Here is a 16,519-nt window from a genome sequence, read left to right on the forward strand (position 1 = left end):
CGCTGGCTATTCGACAAAGGCGAGTGCAACACCCCCAGCCTGCCTGTCGGGCACGATGATACGCCCTAAGTCCACATGTACACCCGTGATGTGGCCCGATTTCAGAGCCTCGGCAGCAAGTTTCAGCGAGCGCGTCTTCAAAGTCAGCGCCGCCATGCGGTCAGCATTATCGGTGACTGAAGGCGCCGCTCCGGCGAACCGTCTTTCGATCTCCGCCGGAGTGAGGAACATGATCGTCGCCTGTCCGGCGCGCAATGTGTATCCGCCCTGGATCTTGATGACTGCATCGGTGCCAAAGATGGTGCGGTAGAGTTCCGCTGTTTTTTCCGGTTCGGCGGCTGCAATCACGAATTCGATAATATCGAGGACCCCGTTAGGATGCCGCTGCCACTCATCGCGCCAGACGAGATCCGGCGTGAGATGATGACAGAAGAAGACCCGGCCGTTCGGGATGAGATGCGACCCAAGCCGCACGACCCGGAAGGTCGCGTTACGTGTCCCATCGGATAACGCAACCGGACGCGAGAATTCAGCCGGCTCCTGAACGGCGACGCCTTTGTCTACAAGGGAGCCGTGGAGGCCCGTCGAGTCGGTTGTCTTGAAGACAAGTCCCGTCAAGCCTTTTGGGTGTTTCCAAAGATCCGCGCGCTGTGTCTGGCGTCCATGTTCATAACCAAGCAGTTCAAGATAATTGGTCTTGAAAACTGCGAGATGATTGCTCGACCCCAAGGTGTGATGCCCGCGCTCAGTGAGATGAAATCCGAGGCGGCGGTAAAGATCGGCCGCAATGTCGAGGTGACCGAGCACATTGATCACCACGTGGTCGAGTTCCGGCCTGAACTGGATCATCACCTTGTTCCTGGGTCAATTGCGATCCCTGCACGCAATCATGCTCAGCCCCGACTTGCAATATCTCGTGTCGCGTTCCTGACTCCGGGTACGGCCCGAGACGGCCTCCCGTTTGAACTCGTGCGTGAATCTTCGCCTCACCGTTGTCCTCGAACGCTCCCTAATCCGCGGGAGCTTGCTGAAGGTGGCTGTCAATGCGGGTGAGGTTCGTTCATGGCCGGCGTGGCCAGGTCTCATCCGGAGATCGACAGGATCGGGCAATCCCTGCGCCCCCGGTCTTCGCTTTCTGCTCCGTCCGACCTGCCGGTCACACTGGAGCCATTCGCGCACCTCCTCTCGCTTCGGAGCTACGGTAGAGGCAACATCATAACCTAAATATTCAAGGGAGGTCTCTTGACAGTTTGGTTATGCAACCGGTTACATTGAGCGTGCGGACGGGGAGCTAACCCTTTGACGGCACGCAGGACCGGTATGCCGACGATCACCCAGGTGGCAAAAGCCGCTGGCGTATCCCGCGCGACCGTTTCCCGAACCTTTACACGTCCAGAGCTCCTGAGCGCCGAAACAATCAAACGTGTGCGGGACGTTGCCACGAGCCTCGGGTACACTCCTAATCAGGTCGCACGGGCCTTAAGCACTGGGCGGGCCGGCAACATTGCCCTCATCGTTCCGGACATCGCGAACCCGTTTTTTCCCCCGCTTATTCGCGCCGCGCAGGCTCAGGCCGACGAAATGGGATACGCCGTCTTTTTGGGCGACTCGGATGAGAAGCCTGACAGGGAAGATGTGCTTCTCACCAAGATGGCTGCTCAGGTAGAAGGTTTTGTGCTTGCCTCGCCGCGCCTCGCGGAGGAGCGTGTCCGCGCGCACGCGGAGCGTCGACCCCTGATCCTGATCAATCGCGACATCGAAGGTTTGCCCTGCATCCTCATCGATGTTCGTTCAGGGATCGCCGCTGCCATCGAACATCTCGCCGGCCTCCATCACGAGTGCATCGCCTATGTAAGCGGACCACCGGCGTCTTGGGCCAATCAGCAGCGTCAGCGCGCGGCCATCGAGACGGCCGAGAGGCTTAAGATCGAGCTCACTGCGATCCCGGCGCTCCATCCGACATATGAGGCCGGAAGACGAGCGGCGATCGAGCTCCTGAAGATGCCCGTTACCGCGGCAGTGGCTTTCGACGATCTTGTCGCCCAAGGCATCATGGCCGGTCTGGCTGATCTTGGGTGTCGGATCCCCGATGACATGAGCATTGTGGGATTTGACGATGTGCTGGCAGCCACAACCTATCCGCCCCTCACGACCGTTGCGGCGCATAGTGATGCCGCCGGGAGCCAAGCCGTCAGACTCCTCAACGGCATCTTGAAGAGCCATCGAAACCAAGCCGAACGCATCATGATCCCAACGGAGCTTGTTGTCAGAGCGACAACGGCGCGACCGAGAACTTCACACTCAACTGTAAGAACCATGCACCGCGCTGTGCAATCCTAACAACTCCACTGGAAACATACAGATACGATGAAACTTCATTTATCTCCGACAAAACAAGCGCTTGGGGCCGCAGCAGCGTCACTCGGTGCCGATGCCATCCGCTCCGCTATCGAGACCAAGGGCCACGCAAATATTGTTGTTGCGACTGGGGCAAGTCAGTTCGAGCTACTCGACGCTCTCGTGCGGCGGTCGGACATCGATTGGTCAAAGGTCATAGGCTTCCATCTGGATGAATATATTGGCATGCCGGAAAGCCACCCGGCGAGTTTCCGGCGCTATCTCCGAGAGCGGTTCACGTCGAAGCTGCCGACATTGGGCGTATTTCATTTCATTCATGGTGATGCCTCAGATCTGGAAACGGAAATCGGACGGGCTTCCGGGCTTATCAAAGCCAGCCCGATCGACGTGACTTTCGCCGGTATCGGGGAGAACGGTCATCTGGCTTTCAATGATCCTCCGGCCGATTTTGACACCGAGAGCCCTTTCCTCGTCGTTGAACTCGACGAGCCCTGTCGGCGACAGCAGTTCGGGGAAGGGTGGTTCCCAACGATCGACGATGTTCCACGCAAGGCAATTTCCATGAGTATCCGCCAGATCATGGCGAGCCGACTGGTGGTGCTATCAGTGCCGGATGCCCGAAAGGCAGAGGCAGTTCGCAACGCCGTCGAGGGGCCGGTCACCAACCTGTGTCCGTCGTCGATCCTCCAGCAGCATCCGAACTGCCATCTGTTTCTCGACGGCCAGTCCGCAAGCAAGCTATCGCCGGCTTCCATGAGCCGGGCCGTAGAAGCGTCTGAATAGAACTTCCCGGAACACACGGGAAGAATAGCCAGAGGAAGGAGCCAAATGACATGCGTTCAGAAATGAAGAATACGTTGAGTGCCGTTGCGTCCTTTGCGATCGCGGCCGTTCTGGCGACGAGCGCTGTCGCGCAGGCTCCGGCTCCGCCGAAGGAACCGCTCACCATCAGCATCATCGATGTTGCTGGTGACCTCCAGATCAGCCAGCCGGCCATCGAGAACTTCAAGAAGGCTCATCCGGAACTTGTCGCGCGCTTCGTCTTCACGAAGGCGACGGCTCCTGAACTCGCGGCCAAGCTGAAAGCGCAGCAAGATGCCGGACGGGTTGATATCGACTTCGTGCTGACGGGAAACGACGCCTTGGCGGCGGGCATGGAGCAGGGGATCTGGCTTGAAATTTTACCGAAGTATCAGGACCGCTTCCCGGACTTGGAGAAGCTCTATCTTCCCGGCGCCTACGCCATGCAGAAGATGGGCCGCGGCCAGGCATTCGTGATCGACTGGTATCCGTCCGGGCCCCTTCTGGAATATGCGCCTGACAGGGTCAAGGATCTTCCGGATACCGCGGAGGGGCTCCTTGCCTGGTGCAAAGCCCATCCCGGCAAGTTCATGTACGCACGCCCGTCTAATTCTGGCCCGGGCCGGACATTCGTTATGGGGCTGCCTTATCTTCTCGGCGACAAGGACCCGCTCGATCCGGTCAACGGCTGGGATAAGACATGGGCTTACCTGAAGGAGCTCAACAGCTGCATCGACTACTATCCGGCGGGCACGACCGCAACCATGAAGGAGTTGGGGGAGGGGTCGCGCGATATTATCGCGACCACGACAGGCTGGGATGTCAACCCGCGCTATCTCGGGATCGTACCTGAGGACTTCAAAGTCGGGACACTGAAGGGCTTTCACTGGGTCGGGGATGCCAACTACATGGCGATTCCGAAGGGTGTTCCCGCTGAGAAGGTGGATGTCCTACTCGCGCTGATCGCATACCTGCTCAAGCCGGAGCAGCAGGCATACATGTATGATCATGGATATATGTATCCGGGCCCGGCCATCCACAATGTTCCGCTCGAAATGGCGCCGAAGGAAAGTCAAGAAACGATCAGGAGGTTCGGTCGGCCGGAATACGAGCGCCTCATCGCTGACAATCCGGTCGAGCCGCCACTCGATGCAAAACCCCTCGTGACGATGTTCGACCGATGGGACCGCGAGATCGGTGGCGCTAAGATGAAGAAGTAGCGTCCCGTCAGGCTGTTTGGTTTGTCCTGTTCAAGGGTGGCTTCCCGCCACCCTTGAAAATGTTGGAGTGATGGGGCATTCGATGCAGAGTCATGGATTGTTCGATCTTCAGGTGAACGGCTTTGCCGGAGTCGATTTCAATACGGTCGGCCTGGATGCTGCCTCCCTGAACGAGGCTCTCGATGCGATGCTCGCAACGGGGGTAACCGGTTGCCTTCCCACACTCATCACGGCGCCGATCGGGGCACTGCTCGAGCGCTTCGCCACCCTCGACAGAGCGGTTTCAGAGTGCCGGCTCGGCCGGGTCATGGTGCCTGGCTACCACCTCGAGGGACCATTTCTCAATTCGGCGGATGGGTATGCGGGCTGCCATCCGCCGGACGCCATGATCGCCCCGGACGCCGAACTTGTCTTCGAGATCGAGGCCAGATTATCGCGTCCGATCCTACTGGTGACCGTCGCTCCGGAGCTGCCGGGAAGTGACTCCTTCATTCGGAGATTGACGGCGGCCGGAAAGATCGTTGCCATTGGACATTCGGCTGCCGATGCAGACACGGTATCGCGAGCTGTTGAGGCCGGCGCGCGCATGTCGACGCATCTCGGCAACGGTGTGCCGCAGATGCTCCACAAGTTGAACAACACCATCTTCGCGCAGTTGGCGGAGGACCGCCTTTGCGCGAGCTTCATCGCTGACGGAATTCATCTGCCTCGGCCCGCACTCAAGGCGATGCTCCGTGCGAAAGGGACTGGACGGTCGATTCTCGTCTCGGACGCCGTAGCCGCTGCGGCCACGCCTCCTGGAACCTATTCATTTGCCGGAATGAGCATCGAGCACGGCTCGGATGGAAGCGTCCGACTGCCGGGAGGCCATTATCTTGCAGGCTCCGCTCTGACCTTGGACAAAGCGATTAGCAACCTCGTGAGGTGGGACATTACGAGTATCGAGGATGCAATTCGGATGGCGTCGGACAATCCTCGAGCTCTGCTGACGCCCGCTCTGAAGGCTCACCGCTTGCCCATTCCTGCAACCGGTACAGTCACGTGGTCGGACGACCTGCAGGTTCTACATGTCGACATGGGGGACAACATGCACGGCAGTCAGGAGTGCTCGCACTCAGAGTGATCCAACCCGACCAACGGCCTGATGAATATCGAGTTCGTAGAAACCAAAACCAGAAGGGGAGAAGTCATGGGAATAGAGCAGAACAATGTCAGTCGGCGCACAATTCTAGGCGGGGGCGCCAGCATCTTGGCCCTGGCCGCCACGAACGTCCGCGCGCAAGGCCTTAAGCTTCCGACGGCGCCTGTTGCCCTCAACGTCATAGACGTGGGTGGTGCACTCGCCCTGATGCAGAAGGGCTTCGAAGAATATCGCAAGGCGAAGCCAAATCTTGTTTCACGGATCACCTATGTCAAGGCGCCTGCGCCGGAGCTCGCATCGAAGGTCAAGGCGCAGCAGGACGCCGGTCGTGTCGATATCGATATGGTGCTGACGGGAAGCGACGGGCTCGCAGCTGGGCTGGACCAGAACCTCTGGATCAAACTTCTGCCGACCTACGCCGACAAGTTTCCTGGCCTTGAAGAAAACTACGAGCCCGCCGCATTGAACCTGCACCGGGCGCAGGGGCAGGGCTACGGTATCGTCATCAACTATTATCCTTCGGGACCGCTTCTCGAATACGCGCCAGAACGCGTCAAGGACGTGCCGAAGACCGCCGAGGAGTTGCTGGCCTGGGCCAAGGCGCATCCCAATCGCTTCATGTATGCGCGTCCGGCAAATTCCGGACCGGGTCGGACCTTCATGATGGGCCTACCCTATATCCTGGGTGACAAGGATCCGATGGATCCGGAGAACGGCTGGGACAAAACCTGGGCTTATCTGCGCGATCTGAACCCCTACATCGAATACTACCCCTCCGGAACTGGGGCGACGATGAAGGAATTCGGCGAAGGCTCTCGTGACATGATCATTTCAACGACTGGGTGGGACATCAACCCCCGCGCACTCGGCATCGTTCCAAAGAGCGCGCAGATCGGTACGCTGAAGGGATTTCACTGGGTATCGGATGCCTTCTTCATGGTAGTCCCAAAAGGCGTCTCGGAGGACAAACTCGCCGTACTCGTGGATCTGATGGGTTTCCTGCTCAAGCCCGAGCAACAAGCCTTCGCCTATGATGAGGGCTACCTTTATCCCGGGCCGGCGGTGAAGAATGTACCGCTTTCGATGGCTCCTCAGGAAAGCCAAGACATTATTCGGGAGTTCGGGAGGCCGGAATACGCCGATCTTATCGCCGGCAGTCCGATCGAATTGCCGCTTACGCCCGACAAGATGGTCAAGGCATTCCGGCGTTGGGATGAGGAGGTCGGTTCGAAGAAAGGCAAATGAAGAGCCTCGACCGATCATCGATGATGGATACCGCCCGGCGCCGCCGCGAACGCGGCTCGCCGGGATCGCCGTGTAGTGGCAAAGCGCTGGGCAATTCAATTCAAAGCGACAGGACGGGGCAATAGGGATGAAGACGATCGCGCTGTCCGGCTCTGACATGGCAGCCGAGATTTCCGAACTCGGTGCTGAACTAGTCCGCCTGCGGGATAGGGATGGGAGGGACCTTCTCTGGAACGGAAATCCTGAAATCTGGTCCGGACATGCACCTTTGCTGTTTCCAATGGTCGGACGGGCGAAAAATGATCGGATCCGGATCGAAGGCAGGCATTACGAACTGCCGAAGCATGGTTTTGCAAGAACTTCCCGCTTCGCCCTCGTTGAGCATACCGGCAGCCGCTGCGTGTTCCGTCTTTGCTCGGGCGTCGACACTCTCGCTCACTATCCGTTCTCGTTTCGGCTCGATGTCGTTTACTCCTTTGATGGGCCGGTCCTGAACAACTACGCCATCGTGACGAATACCGACGAGCGCGCACTTCCAGTCTCGTTCGGGTTCCACCCGGCATTCCTATGGCCATTGCCCTACGGGGCGCCTCGGGGAACTCATGAAATTGTCTTTGAACGAGAGGAGGGCTCGTCGATCCGGCGTGTCCGGGATGGCCTTCTTACTCCGGTCAGGCATCCGTCTCCACTTGTTGGCGCCCGCCTTGCTCTGACCGATGCACTGTTTATCGAGGACGCGTTGATTTTCATTCCTGTTGCAAGCGGAAGCGTGACCTATGGTGCACCAGGAGCGCCCTTGCTCCGGATCGGCTTTTCCGGAATGCCGCATCTCGGGATCTGGACCAAACCCGGCGCCGGCTTTATCTGCATCGAACCATGGCAAGGGTTCGCCAGCCCGGAAGGCTTCGATGGCGAATTCTCTGAGCGTCCTGGCGTCATGACAGTTTCGGCCGGCAGCGAAGCCAGATTTGCCATGCACCTCTCTCTCGTCCCCCAATGACCTCGTGTCCATGGGTCATATGGCATAGTCCGGCAGATTCAGCAGGATCGACGACGTCCTGAAGTCCGGGGCAGCCACGGGTGGCGCGTCGACATGCCAGATCGCCCGCTGCAACGCCGTAGCTCCGGCTTGTCCTTAGTCGTATCGAGCCTCGTGTTACGACCATCCTCACCCACGGAAATGTCCGGCAGCTGGTGAATTTGTCCTGCTCGTACTTTGGCTTCGGCTTGCGCTCCAAATGATTCGGAGCGCAAGCACCCGTAGTCTGAACCAGGGACAGCCCATTCTCGTCGGTGTGCGACCAAAGGTCATTACGGGGAGTCCGCTTCGACTCCCTGGAGAGAGTTGACCCTGGGCCCGTGGTATGTATTCTGGTCTGACCAAGGAACAAGAAATGCCCGCTGATCTTGAAATCACGCGGCTTGGGGAAGGCGGCGGCAAGGGCTTCGAGAAGGTATTCGCGTTCCTGCGCGAACGGCTGCTCGAAGGCGCTCTGCGACCAGGCGACCAGCTTATCCCCGAGCGAGAACTTGCTGCGCAACTCGGTGTCAGTCGACCCATTCTGCGCGAGGCGCTCCGTGCGCTCATGGTGCTGGGCGTCGTTGAAATTCGCGGTCGTGCAGGAACGGTCGTCAGGCGACCGGACCTCTCCGTGCTCAACGACTTCTTCACCTTTGCGCTGGCACAGCAGCCGGACATCATCGACGATGTCATGCAGGCCCGTATAGCCATCGAATGCCAGGCAATTCGAATGGCAGCTGAGCGGGCGACCGTCTCGGATTTCGAAAAGCTCCAAAGGGCCCTCACACGCATCGTCGAAACGATCGACGATCCGGATGCCGGTGGTGATGCCGATTTCGAGTTCCACCGGGCCGTTGTGGCGGCCGGGAAATCGGAAACGCTGATGGCCCTTTACGATTCCATGGCCGGAATCCTCATGCGTTCGCACCATGGCCGGCGAGAACTCCTCCAGGTCTTCGATACCATGAAGACCTATCTCATCGAAGATCATCGCAGGGTCTTCGATGCAATTGTGGCCAGGGACCCGGAACTCGCGGACAGGGTCCTGCGCAAGCACTTCGCGATCGGAGACGACTTTCGCCGCCGTGCTGCCATCGGCGAGACGCAGCGGCGCAGCGCATCGTGACACACATCAAGAACGGGTAGGCACAATGGGACGAAGCGATCGACAAGGCACCGTTGCATTCATTGGCTTGGGCACGATGGGCCATCACATGGCGCTGAACTTGCTGAAGGCGGGTTACGCGGTGGCTGCCTATGACGTGCGAAAGGAAGCGATTGAAAGCATCGCAACCTACGGTGCAACCGTTTCGACGAACCCAGCCGATGCCGCGAAGGATGCCGATATCGCCATCTCGATGCTCCCCGACACTCCGCAGGTAGAGGAGGTCATCTATGGTGAAGGCGGTCTCCTGAGTTCGCCTCCGCAAGGGCGCCTGGTTGTAGACATGAGCACCATTTCGCCCGTTGCCGTCCGGCGAATGAACGCGGATCTCAAAGGCGTCAGCGTGGATTTTCTTGACGCACCCGTGTCGGGCGGACCGCTCGGAGCGAAGAATGCTGCGCTTTCGATCATGGCAGGCGGCGATCCCGAAGCATTTCGCCGCGCGGAGCCGTACTTCCAGGCCATGGGAACAACTATCATTCATGTGGGTGGCAGCGGCGCCGGCCAGACCGTCAAACTCTGTAACCAGCTTGTATGCGCGATCAACATCCAGGCGATCTGCGAAGCGCTCGCATTGGGACGCGCTTCCGGTGTCGACCTCGACCAGCTTCGGAACGTCCTCCTTGGTGGGTCTGCCTCCTCATGGATGCTCGACAAGCTTGGACCGGCCATGATTGCGGGCGATGCCTCGGCGGGGTTTCGTATCGACCTGATGTTGAAGGACTTGCGTCTTGTACAGGAGCAGGCCCTCTCTCTCTCCGTACCTCTGCCGGCGACAGCTCTGGCGACGAGTCAGTATGTTGAGGCTCGTGCCCACGGCGAAGGAGCGAACGGGAACCAGGCTCTCTTCCGGGTCTATGACCGCATGACCAATCAGGCAGAAGCCTGACGGTGAGCGCGGCATGAATCTCAACCTTGATTTCGGCGCTATCCTTGAACGATGGCCCATGTTCCTGGACGGCGCGATCCTCACCCTTCAGCTTGCCGCGATTGCAACGGTTCTAGGGGCTGCAATCGGAGTTCTAGGCGCGATCGGCCGCCGCAGCAACCATCCGGTCGTCGTGCGGATATGTGGCGCCTACGTCGAAGCGATCCGCAACACGCCGCTCCTGGTCCAGATCTTCCTGGTCTATTTCGGACTTGCCAGCCTGGGGCTGAAGTTCTCCGCCTTCTCAGTGGCGGCCCTCGCGCTGACGATCAATGTTGGGGCCTATGCGACCGAAATCATCAGAGCCGGTTTCGATTCCATTCCCCGTGGTCAGATCGAGGCCGCGGAGGGCCTCGCGCTTTCACGGGCACAGATCTACTGGCACATCGTCCTTCTGCCGGCCATCGAGAAAGTTTACCCGGCACTGACCAGCCAGTTCGTCCTACTGATGCTCGCATCATCGGTAACGTCACAGATTTCTGCCGAAGAGTTGACCGCCGTGGCAAACTTCGTGCAGTCCGACACATATCGCGCTTTTGAGACATATATTCTTGTCGCGGTAGCGTATGTGCTCCTTTCACTCATCATGCGTGTGGGTTTCTGGCTCCTGGGACTAGTGATTTTCCCGCGTCGTCGACGCCTCGGTACTGCTTTGTGAGGTAGGCATGATGGGAGGTTCGCTGAATATCAATCATCTCATGTTCCTCGGACAAGGTGCGCTCTGGACCGTCGGACTATCGGTTATCGCGCTCGTTGGCGGTGGCATTGCCGGCTTTGTTATTGCGCTATGCCGAATTTCCCCGAGCCCGTTCGTGCGCCTCATGAGCGCGGGATATGTTCAGCTCATCCAGGGTACGCCGCTCCTCGTCATCATGTTCCTCAGCTATTTCGGGCTGCCGGCAATCGGAATTCCGATCTCCCCGCTTGCCGCGGCCAGTGCCTCGCTGACGATCTATGTTGCGGCCTACCTCGGCGAAATCTGGCGCGGCTGCATCGAATCCGTCCCCCGTCCTCAATGGGAGGCGGCCGAAGGGCTCGCTTTGAGCCGGGCGCAAAGAATGACGAAAGTCATTCTTCCCCAGGCCGTACGGATCGCCACACCGCCCACTGTGGGATTCATGGTGCAGATCATCAAGAACACGTCTCTTGCCTCTGTCGTCGGCTTTGTCGAGCTCGCACGCTCGGGACAGATCATCAACAACTCGCTGTTCGAGCCATTTCTCATCTACGCCATCATCGCGGTCGTCTATTTCGCTCTTTGCTATCCATTGTCGCGACTCAGTCGCCGGCTTGAGCAACGTGGCGGCCCGGTTCGTATCGAACTCGAAACCGCCTGATCTGCGGGGGATTTTGCTCATGCAACAGAATACTTCTGTCGTATCGCTCAGAAATGTTGAGAAGAGCTTCGGCTCTCTCAAGGTTCTGGATGGCGTGAACTTCGAGGTCGGGCGGGGTGAAGTTCTGGTTATCATTGGTCGCAGCGGGTCCGGCAAGAGTACGGCGCTCCGCTGCATCGACCGCTTCGAGACGATCGACAAGGGCGAGATTGTCGTCTGCGGCCATCGCGTGAGCGATCCGAAATTGGACCTGCGCAAGTTGCGGCAGGACGTCGGGATTGTTTTTCAAAGCTATAATCTGTTTCCTCACCTGACGATTGAAGAGAATATCATACTTGCGCCTTGCGCCGTAAGGCGTCTTGGCAAAGCGGAAGCCAAGCCGAAGGCTCGGGAAGTTCTTGCGCAGGTTGGGCTCGAGGACAAACTCCATTCCTATCCCGAACAGCTCTCCGGCGGTCAGCAGCAGCGCGCGGCAATTGCCCGCTCGCTTGCGATGCAACCAAAGGTGATGCTGTTCGACGAGGTGACCTCCGCACTCGATCCGGAACTTACCGGTGAAGTGCTGAAGGTCATCGAAACGCTCGCTGCGAATGGCATGACCATGGTGATGGTTACGCACGAGATGGGATTTGCCAGAGGCATCGCCGATCAAGTTGTCTTCATGCATCGCGGCAAGGTCCACGAAACCGGTCCCGCGACCATCCTGACAACGCCGGCGACGCCAGAGCTTGCTCAGTTCGTCGGAACCGGGCTCTGAGAGAAACAAACAAACAGGTAAGGGAGACAACAAGATGATGAAACGCTCGTTCCTCGCAATTGCTCTCACGACGGTCTGCATGGCAGCATTGGGCGGCACGGCCGCGCAGGCCGACATGCTTGCGGATATCATGAAGGCGAAAAAGATCCGCATTGCGACGGACCTCGCTATTCCACCATCCGGTATGATTGACGCGAACATGAAGCCGACCGGATCAGATGTCGAAACTGCCCAACTTCTTGCAAAGGATTGGGGCCTCGAACTCGAGTTCATTCAGACGACAGGCGCGACCCGAATTCCCAACGTGCAGACGGGCAAGGCAGACATTATTATCTCGACGCTGTCGGTCACGCCGGATCGCGCTAAGGTAATTGACTTCACAAAGCCGTATGCGGCCCTGAAGTCCTCCGTTGGCTGCCTCAAGTCTGTCGATGTAAAGAGCTGGGATGAACTGAAGGGCAAGACGATTGCGGTGTCGCGCGGCACCACACAGGACACCGCTCTTTCGAAGATGAGCGATCGTGACCTTCGCCTCGCGCGCTACGATGACGACGCTACGATGGTAACGGCGGCTGTCTCGGGCCAAGCCGACTGCGTTGCGACCTCCGACACGATCATTAACCAGATCGGCGTCAAGAACTCGGCACGGCCTTTCGAGCCAAAGATCCTGATCCAGAACTTCGATCTCGCGATTGGCGTCCGTAAAGGCGAGCCGGAACTCGTCGCCAAGCTGAATGAATGGATCGCGACCAATCTGAAGAATGGCAAGCTGAACGAAATCTACAAGAAGTTCCACGGCAGCGAACTGCCGGCGGAAATGCGGAGCTGATTGCCTAGGAACCGGGTGGTGCCCTAGGGCACCACTCACCTGATCGCCAAAGTAGAGGAACTATCAATGCGTCTCGTCATCGGGTCGGATCATGCCGGCTGGAGCCTCAAGAAGACCGTTATCGAGCATGTTCGCGCGCTGGGACATGATGTAGTCGACGTTGGCTCCTTCGACGAAAATCCCGTCGATTTTCCCGACATCGCTCGCGAAGTCGCGCGCAAGGTCACTTCGGGTGAGGCCGAACGCGGCATCATGGTGTGCGGAACCGGCGTCGGTGCGTCCATCGCGGCCAACAAGATGAAGGGGATCCGGGCCGCCGTCTGCCATGATATTCACTCTGCTCACCAGTCCGTCGAGCATGACGATGTCAACATCATGTGCATCGGTGCTCAGATCGTCGGACCGTGGCTCGCGCAGGATTTGATATCGTCTTACCTCTCGGCAAGCTTTTCCACTGACGAGGACTTCAGGCGCCGCGTCGACAAGCTGCACGCAATGGATGCGGAAGGCTGAGGTTGCCTGACGGTTGGAAGGGAGCGCCAGCGACATGATCCTTGTTTTTGGATCAATCAACATAGACCTCGTCGCCCGTGTGACATCGATTGCTCGCCCGGGCGAGACGGTCTTGTCGCCGCGATATGATACATCGTTTGGAGGCAAGGGAGCCAACCAGGCTGTGGCTGCCGCGCGCGTTTCCAAGCCAGGACGTGTCGCAATGGCTGGTTGCATCGGAGATGATGCGTTCGGCCAATCCGCACGCGCCAATCTTGACCGGAACGGCGTCGCGACCGATCTTGTGATTGCTGGGATGGAGCCAACCGGTTGCGCGTTCATCTCGGTTGACGGACGTGGCGAGAACGCGATAACAGTTGCGAGTGGAGCGAATTCCTCGCTGAGCGAGTCAATCGTTCCTGCTTCGCGGCTGGATGCTGCGACGGTCGTCGTGTTGCAAATGGAAGGACCGTTTGCCGCATCGCTGGCAATCGCTCAGCGCGTGCGGCAGGTCGGCGGTCGCGTCATCTGGAATTTTGCACCTGCACTGCCGGATTTCTCGTCGGAGCAAATGCTCGAGCTTCTCGGGTCGACCGACGTACTCGTCGTCAACGAGCATGAAGCGAAGGCGGCAGCAAACCTTCTTGGTCGCATGTCGATAGACTATGAAGAGGCTGGCGCAGTCCTGTCGCGAGCCGGCGGGGGAATCTGTGTCGTTACAGCCGGTGCGCGGGGTGCTCTTGCGTTCTATCCCGACGGACGACGCGAGGTCGCTAAAGCCCATCCGATCGATCCGGTGGACACGACCGGTGCAGGCGATACCTTTGTCGGAATTTTGGCTAGTCGCGTGGAGGAGGGCTGGACGTTCGAGTCAGCCTTGATGCAGGCGGCCCGCGGCGCCTCACTGGCGTGTCTCACCTATGGGGCTCAAGAGGGAATGCCGACACGTCAGCAATTGGAATAAGAGAGAACGTGGCCTGCGCGTCGCATTCCTAAGTCATGATGCGATTGCGCCGTCGTCGTGCCCGGTAGCGCTCCTCGCTGGCATGTTTGTGTCACTCGATGGCAAGGCCGCCGAGCGCTTCCTGAATGGCGCTATGGGCCGCCGCCATTAGTTGGCGCCGAGACGTAATCATGCTTCTTCCCGTGCTCGAACCGTGCCCCATTGGTCAGTCGGATCGATCTTCGCGCTGCACCTGACCGCAGTCGGTTACGGGAACTGTTCCAATCGGTTCCGCCGGCACCATGGAGTGGGAGAAAGAGGAACCGTACACACGCTAGGTCAGGGGTCGTGCAGGGCCGACGTCTACCCGACGAGCTTGTCCGTCGGCTGACTGACGCCGCTCTCGTACCAGCCTTGGCTGCGGTTCACGATCCACACAACCGAGAGCATCACCGGCACCTCGATCAGCACTCCGACTACAGTTGCCAGTGCCGCGCCGGAGTCGAACCCGAACAGGCTGATAGCGGCGGCCACTGCGAGTTCGAAGAAATTACTGGCGCTGATCAGTGCGGAAGGCCCTGCAACGCAATGTTGCTCGCCCGCGACCCGGTTGAGCAGATAGGCCAGACCGGAATTAAAATAGACCTGGATCAGGATTGGCACCGCAAGCATTGCGATTGTGAGAGGGTGGGCCAGGATCTGTTCTCCCTGGAAGCCGAACAACAGCACCAGGGTCGTAAGAAGGGCAACCAGCGACAACGGTTGCAGAGTCCGAAGCAGCCGGACGACGGCGGCTTCCCCGCTCCTTGACATGAGTCGCGAACGCAGGCCTTGGGCGAGAACGACGGGAACGACGATATAGAGCGCAACCGAGAGGATGAGTGTGTCCCATGGCACCGTTATGGTGGAAAGACCAAGAAGCAGGCTGACGATGGGTGCAAAGGCCACAACCATGACGAGGTCGTTCAAAGCCACCTGCGAGAGCGTGAAATGCGGCTCGCCTTTGGTCAAATGGCTCCAGACGAACACCATGGCTGTGCACGGCGCAGCGGCGAGAATGATAAGGCCAGCGATGTAGGAATTGATCTGGTCGGCGGGCAGAAAGGTTCTGAAAAATGTGCCGATGAAGAGCCACCCCAGGGCCGCCATGGAGAACGGCTTGACCGCCCAGTTGATGAAAAGCGTTACGCCTATACCGCGCCAGTGCTCGCGTACCCTACCAAGCGCTGTGAAGTTGATCTTGATCAGCATGGGAACGATCATCAGCCAAATTAGGGCTGCAACAGGCAGGTTGACCTTGGCCAGTTCCAGGGTGCCGATAATCTCGAAAAGGGCCGGGAATGCATGCCCGAGAGCAATGCCGGCGACGATGCAAAGAGCTACCCAAAGCGTTAGGTAGCGCTCGAAGGCGGACATTCGGATTCCCTCAGGCGGTAGCTGCGCGACGTCCGGCAGCATCGACGACAATCGAGCCGTCCTCCTTACGGAACTCGCCCAGTTGCGGTGGCAGGAGGTCGAGAACGGCCTCCGAAGGACGGCAAAGGCGGACGCCCTTCGGCGTTACGACGATGGGACGGTTGATGAGCGAAGGGTGCGCCATCATCGCGTCGAGAAGCTGGTCGTCCGTAAGGGCCGGATCGGCGAGACCGAGTTCCTCGTAGGGCGTTCCCTTCTCGCGAATGAGCTTGCGGGCCGAAATTCCCATTCTGTTGATAAGCTGGCGCAGCATGAGCCTCGTCGGCGGAGATTTGAGGTACGCGATGATATGAGGCTCAATTCCGGCGTTCCGGATAAGGCCGAGCGTGTTGCGGGACGTGCCGCAATCAGGGTTGTGGTAGATGATGACATCCATGGCAGACCTCAGCACGAGCATCGGTTAAGAGCGGGCAGCATTTCGAGAAGGGGCGAGCAGACCTCAGGGTGCCCGCCGCAGCAATCTCTCAACAGATAGGTCACGACTTCCCGGAAGCGGGCCAAATCGGCGCGGTATATGATTGAGCGGCTCCTGCGCTCGGATCGGACCAGCCCGGTACGGGAAAGAATCCCCAGATGCGAGGACATTGTATTGTGGGGCACAGCAAGACACCGGGCGATGTCGCCGGCGGAGAGTCCATCCGGCTCATGCGTCACCAGCAGGCGAAACACGGCAATTCGCGTCGGCTGGGCGAGAGCGGCAAGAGAAAGTATTGCGGATTCCGATTCCATATGTCGAGACTTATAGAAATTTGTGGCCATGAGCAAGGGGTAAGCGTATTGACGCCGACGGCCGACGACACCGCTGC

18 protein-coding genes are annotated in these 16,519 nt (G+C 58.9%); 14 read left to right on the forward strand and 4 right to left on the reverse strand.

The window, feature by feature from the left end:
• Positions 1-6: 6 nt before the first annotated feature.
• The gene (locus AC522E_RS08220; RefSeq protein WP_500749920.1) at positions 7-816 is read right to left on the reverse strand and encodes a VOC family protein; all 810 of its coding nucleotides are present in this window, start codon (positions 814-816) and stop codon (positions 7-9) included.
• Positions 817-1,320: 504 nt separating this feature from the next.
• Between AC522E_RS08220 and AC522E_RS08225 the strand changes: the two genes are divergently transcribed.
• From AC522E_RS08225 to AC522E_RS08290, 14 genes are all read left to right on the forward strand, one after another.
• On the forward strand, positions 1,321-2,340 hold the full coding sequence (locus tag AC522E_RS08225; RefSeq protein ID WP_500749921.1) for a LacI family DNA-binding transcriptional regulator: 1,020 nt from the start codon (positions 1,321-1,323) through the stop codon (positions 2,338-2,340).
• 27 nt (positions 2,341-2,367) lie between these two features.
• Complete coding sequence (locus AC522E_RS08230) at positions 2,368-3,141, forward strand: glucosamine-6-phosphate deaminase (RefSeq protein ID WP_500749923.1); 774 nt, start codon at positions 2,368-2,370, stop codon at positions 3,139-3,141.
• 50 nt (positions 3,142-3,191) lie between these two features.
• A complete protein-coding gene (locus AC522E_RS08235; RefSeq protein ID WP_500749924.1) occupies positions 3,192-4,379 on the forward strand; it encodes an extracellular solute-binding protein in 1,188 nt (395 codons plus the stop codon).
• An 82-nt stretch (positions 4,380-4,461) separates the two neighbouring features.
• Positions 4,462-5,502 carry an N-acetylglucosamine-6-phosphate deacetylase gene (locus AC522E_RS08240; protein ID WP_500749925.1) on the forward strand — a complete coding sequence of 347 codons (1,041 nt, stop codon included), beginning with the start codon at positions 4,462-4,464 and terminating at the stop codon, positions 5,500-5,502.
• Between the two features lie 66 nt (positions 5,503-5,568).
• Positions 5,569-6,765 carry an ABC transporter substrate-binding protein gene (locus tag AC522E_RS08245; RefSeq protein WP_500749926.1) on the forward strand — a complete coding sequence of 399 codons (1,197 nt, stop codon included), beginning with the start codon at positions 5,569-5,571 and terminating at the stop codon, positions 6,763-6,765.
• Positions 6,766-6,892: 127 nt separating this feature from the next.
• A complete protein-coding gene (locus AC522E_RS08250) occupies positions 6,893-7,765 on the forward strand; it encodes an aldose 1-epimerase family protein (RefSeq protein ID WP_500749927.1) in 873 nt (290 codons plus the stop codon).
• Positions 7,766-8,159: 394 nt separating this feature from the next.
• Positions 8,160-8,912 (forward strand): FadR/GntR family transcriptional regulator, encoded by a 753-nt coding sequence (locus tag AC522E_RS08255; RefSeq protein WP_500749928.1) that lies wholly within the window; start codon positions 8,160-8,162, stop codon positions 8,910-8,912.
• Positions 8,872-9,840 carry an NAD(P)-dependent oxidoreductase gene (locus tag AC522E_RS08260; protein WP_500749929.1) on the forward strand — a complete coding sequence of 323 codons (969 nt, stop codon included), beginning with the start codon at positions 8,872-8,874 and terminating at the stop codon, positions 9,838-9,840. The genes AC522E_RS08255 and AC522E_RS08260 overlap by 41 nt, the downstream gene beginning before the upstream one ends.
• Before the next feature lie 13 nt (positions 9,841-9,853).
• A complete protein-coding gene (locus AC522E_RS08265) occupies positions 9,854-10,537 on the forward strand; it encodes an amino acid ABC transporter permease (protein ID WP_500749930.1) in 684 nt (227 codons plus the stop codon).
• A gap of 10 nt (positions 10,538-10,547) precedes the next feature.
• Entirely contained in the window at positions 10,548-11,216 is a 669-nt protein-coding gene (locus AC522E_RS08270; protein ID WP_500750617.1) for an amino acid ABC transporter permease, read from the forward strand.
• A 19-nt stretch (positions 11,217-11,235) separates the two neighbouring features.
• The gene (locus tag AC522E_RS08275) at positions 11,236-11,973 is read left to right on the forward strand and encodes an amino acid ABC transporter ATP-binding protein (protein WP_500750618.1); all 738 of its coding nucleotides are present in this window, start codon (positions 11,236-11,238) and stop codon (positions 11,971-11,973) included.
• A 37-nt stretch (positions 11,974-12,010) separates the two neighbouring features.
• On the forward strand, positions 12,011-12,802 hold the full coding sequence (locus AC522E_RS08280; protein WP_500750619.1) for a transporter substrate-binding domain-containing protein: 792 nt from the start codon (positions 12,011-12,013) through the stop codon (positions 12,800-12,802).
• Between the two features lie 66 nt (positions 12,803-12,868).
• Positions 12,869-13,315 (forward strand): ribose 5-phosphate isomerase B, encoded by a 447-nt coding sequence (rpiB, locus tag AC522E_RS08285; protein WP_500749931.1) that lies wholly within the window; start codon positions 12,869-12,871, stop codon positions 13,313-13,315.
• 34 nt (positions 13,316-13,349) lie between these two features.
• Positions 13,350-14,258, forward strand: coding sequence for a ribokinase (locus tag AC522E_RS08290; protein ID WP_500749932.1), 909 nt, complete (start codon positions 13,350-13,352; stop codon positions 14,256-14,258).
• A gap of 342 nt (positions 14,259-14,600) precedes the next feature.
• Here the strand turns inward: AC522E_RS08290 and arsB are convergent, their stop codons facing one another.
• Genes arsB through AC522E_RS08305 form a run of 3 tightly spaced genes read right to left on the reverse strand, consistent with a single transcriptional unit; the run spans position 14,601 to position 16,442 of the window.
• On the reverse strand, positions 14,601-15,653 hold the full coding sequence (gene arsB / locus AC522E_RS08295) for an ACR3 family arsenite efflux transporter (RefSeq protein ID WP_500749933.1): 1,053 nt from the start codon (positions 15,651-15,653) through the stop codon (positions 14,601-14,603).
• 10 nt (positions 15,654-15,663) lie between these two features.
• Positions 15,664-16,089: an arsenate reductase (glutaredoxin) gene (gene arsC / locus AC522E_RS08300; RefSeq protein WP_500749934.1), complete on the reverse strand. Its 426-nt coding sequence runs from the start codon at positions 16,087-16,089 to the stop codon at positions 15,664-15,666.
• Between the two features lie 8 nt (positions 16,090-16,097).
• Entirely contained in the window at positions 16,098-16,442 is a 345-nt protein-coding gene (locus tag AC522E_RS08305) for an ArsR/SmtB family transcription factor (protein ID WP_500749935.1), read from the reverse strand.
• Between the last annotated feature and the right edge of the window lie 77 nt (positions 16,443-16,519).

It is taken from the genome of Microvirga sp. BF8 (genome assembly GCF_059888585.1).

Bases quoted from the DNA above. Each gene is read 5' to 3' on its own strand.
- AC522E_RS08225 (WP_500749921.1), top strand. From the start codon at position 1,321: ATGCCGACGATCACCCAGGTGGCAAAAGCCGCTGGCGTATCCCGCGCG.
- AC522E_RS08230 (WP_500749923.1), top strand. From the start codon at position 2,368: ATGAAACTTCATTTATCTCCGACAAAACAAGCGCTTGGGGCCGCAGCA.
- AC522E_RS08235 (WP_500749924.1), top strand. From the start codon at position 3,192: ATGCGTTCAGAAATGAAGAATACGTTGAGTGCCGTTGCGTCCTTTGCG.
- AC522E_RS08240 (WP_500749925.1), top strand. From the start codon at position 4,462: ATGCAGAGTCATGGATTGTTCGATCTTCAGGTGAACGGCTTTGCCGGA.
- AC522E_RS08245 (WP_500749926.1), top strand. From the start codon at position 5,569: ATGGGAATAGAGCAGAACAATGTCAGTCGGCGCACAATTCTAGGCGGG.
- AC522E_RS08250 (WP_500749927.1), top strand. From the start codon at position 6,893: ATGAAGACGATCGCGCTGTCCGGCTCTGACATGGCAGCCGAGATTTCC.
- AC522E_RS08255 (WP_500749928.1), top strand. From the start codon at position 8,160: ATGCCCGCTGATCTTGAAATCACGCGGCTTGGGGAAGGCGGCGGCAAG.
- AC522E_RS08265 (WP_500749930.1), top strand. From the start codon at position 9,854: ATGAATCTCAACCTTGATTTCGGCGCTATCCTTGAACGATGGCCCATG.
- AC522E_RS08270 (WP_500750617.1), top strand. From the start codon at position 10,548: ATGGGAGGTTCGCTGAATATCAATCATCTCATGTTCCTCGGACAAGGT.
- AC522E_RS08275 (WP_500750618.1), top strand. From the start codon at position 11,236: ATGCAACAGAATACTTCTGTCGTATCGCTCAGAAATGTTGAGAAGAGC.
- AC522E_RS08280 (WP_500750619.1), top strand. From the start codon at position 12,011: ATGAAACGCTCGTTCCTCGCAATTGCTCTCACGACGGTCTGCATGGCA.
- rpiB (WP_500749931.1), top strand. From the start codon at position 12,869: ATGCGTCTCGTCATCGGGTCGGATCATGCCGGCTGGAGCCTCAAGAAG.
- AC522E_RS08290 (WP_500749932.1), top strand. From the start codon at position 13,350: ATGATCCTTGTTTTTGGATCAATCAACATAGACCTCGTCGCCCGTGTG.
- arsB (WP_500749933.1), bottom strand. From the start codon at position 15,653: ATGTCCGCCTTCGAGCGCTACCTAACGCTTTGGGTAGCTCTTTGCATC.
- arsC (WP_500749934.1), bottom strand. From the start codon at position 16,089: ATGGATGTCATCATCTACCACAACCCTGATTGCGGCACGTCCCGCAAC.
- AC522E_RS08305 (WP_500749935.1), bottom strand. From the start codon at position 16,442: ATGGAATCGGAATCCGCAATACTTTCTCTTGCCGCTCTCGCCCAGCCG.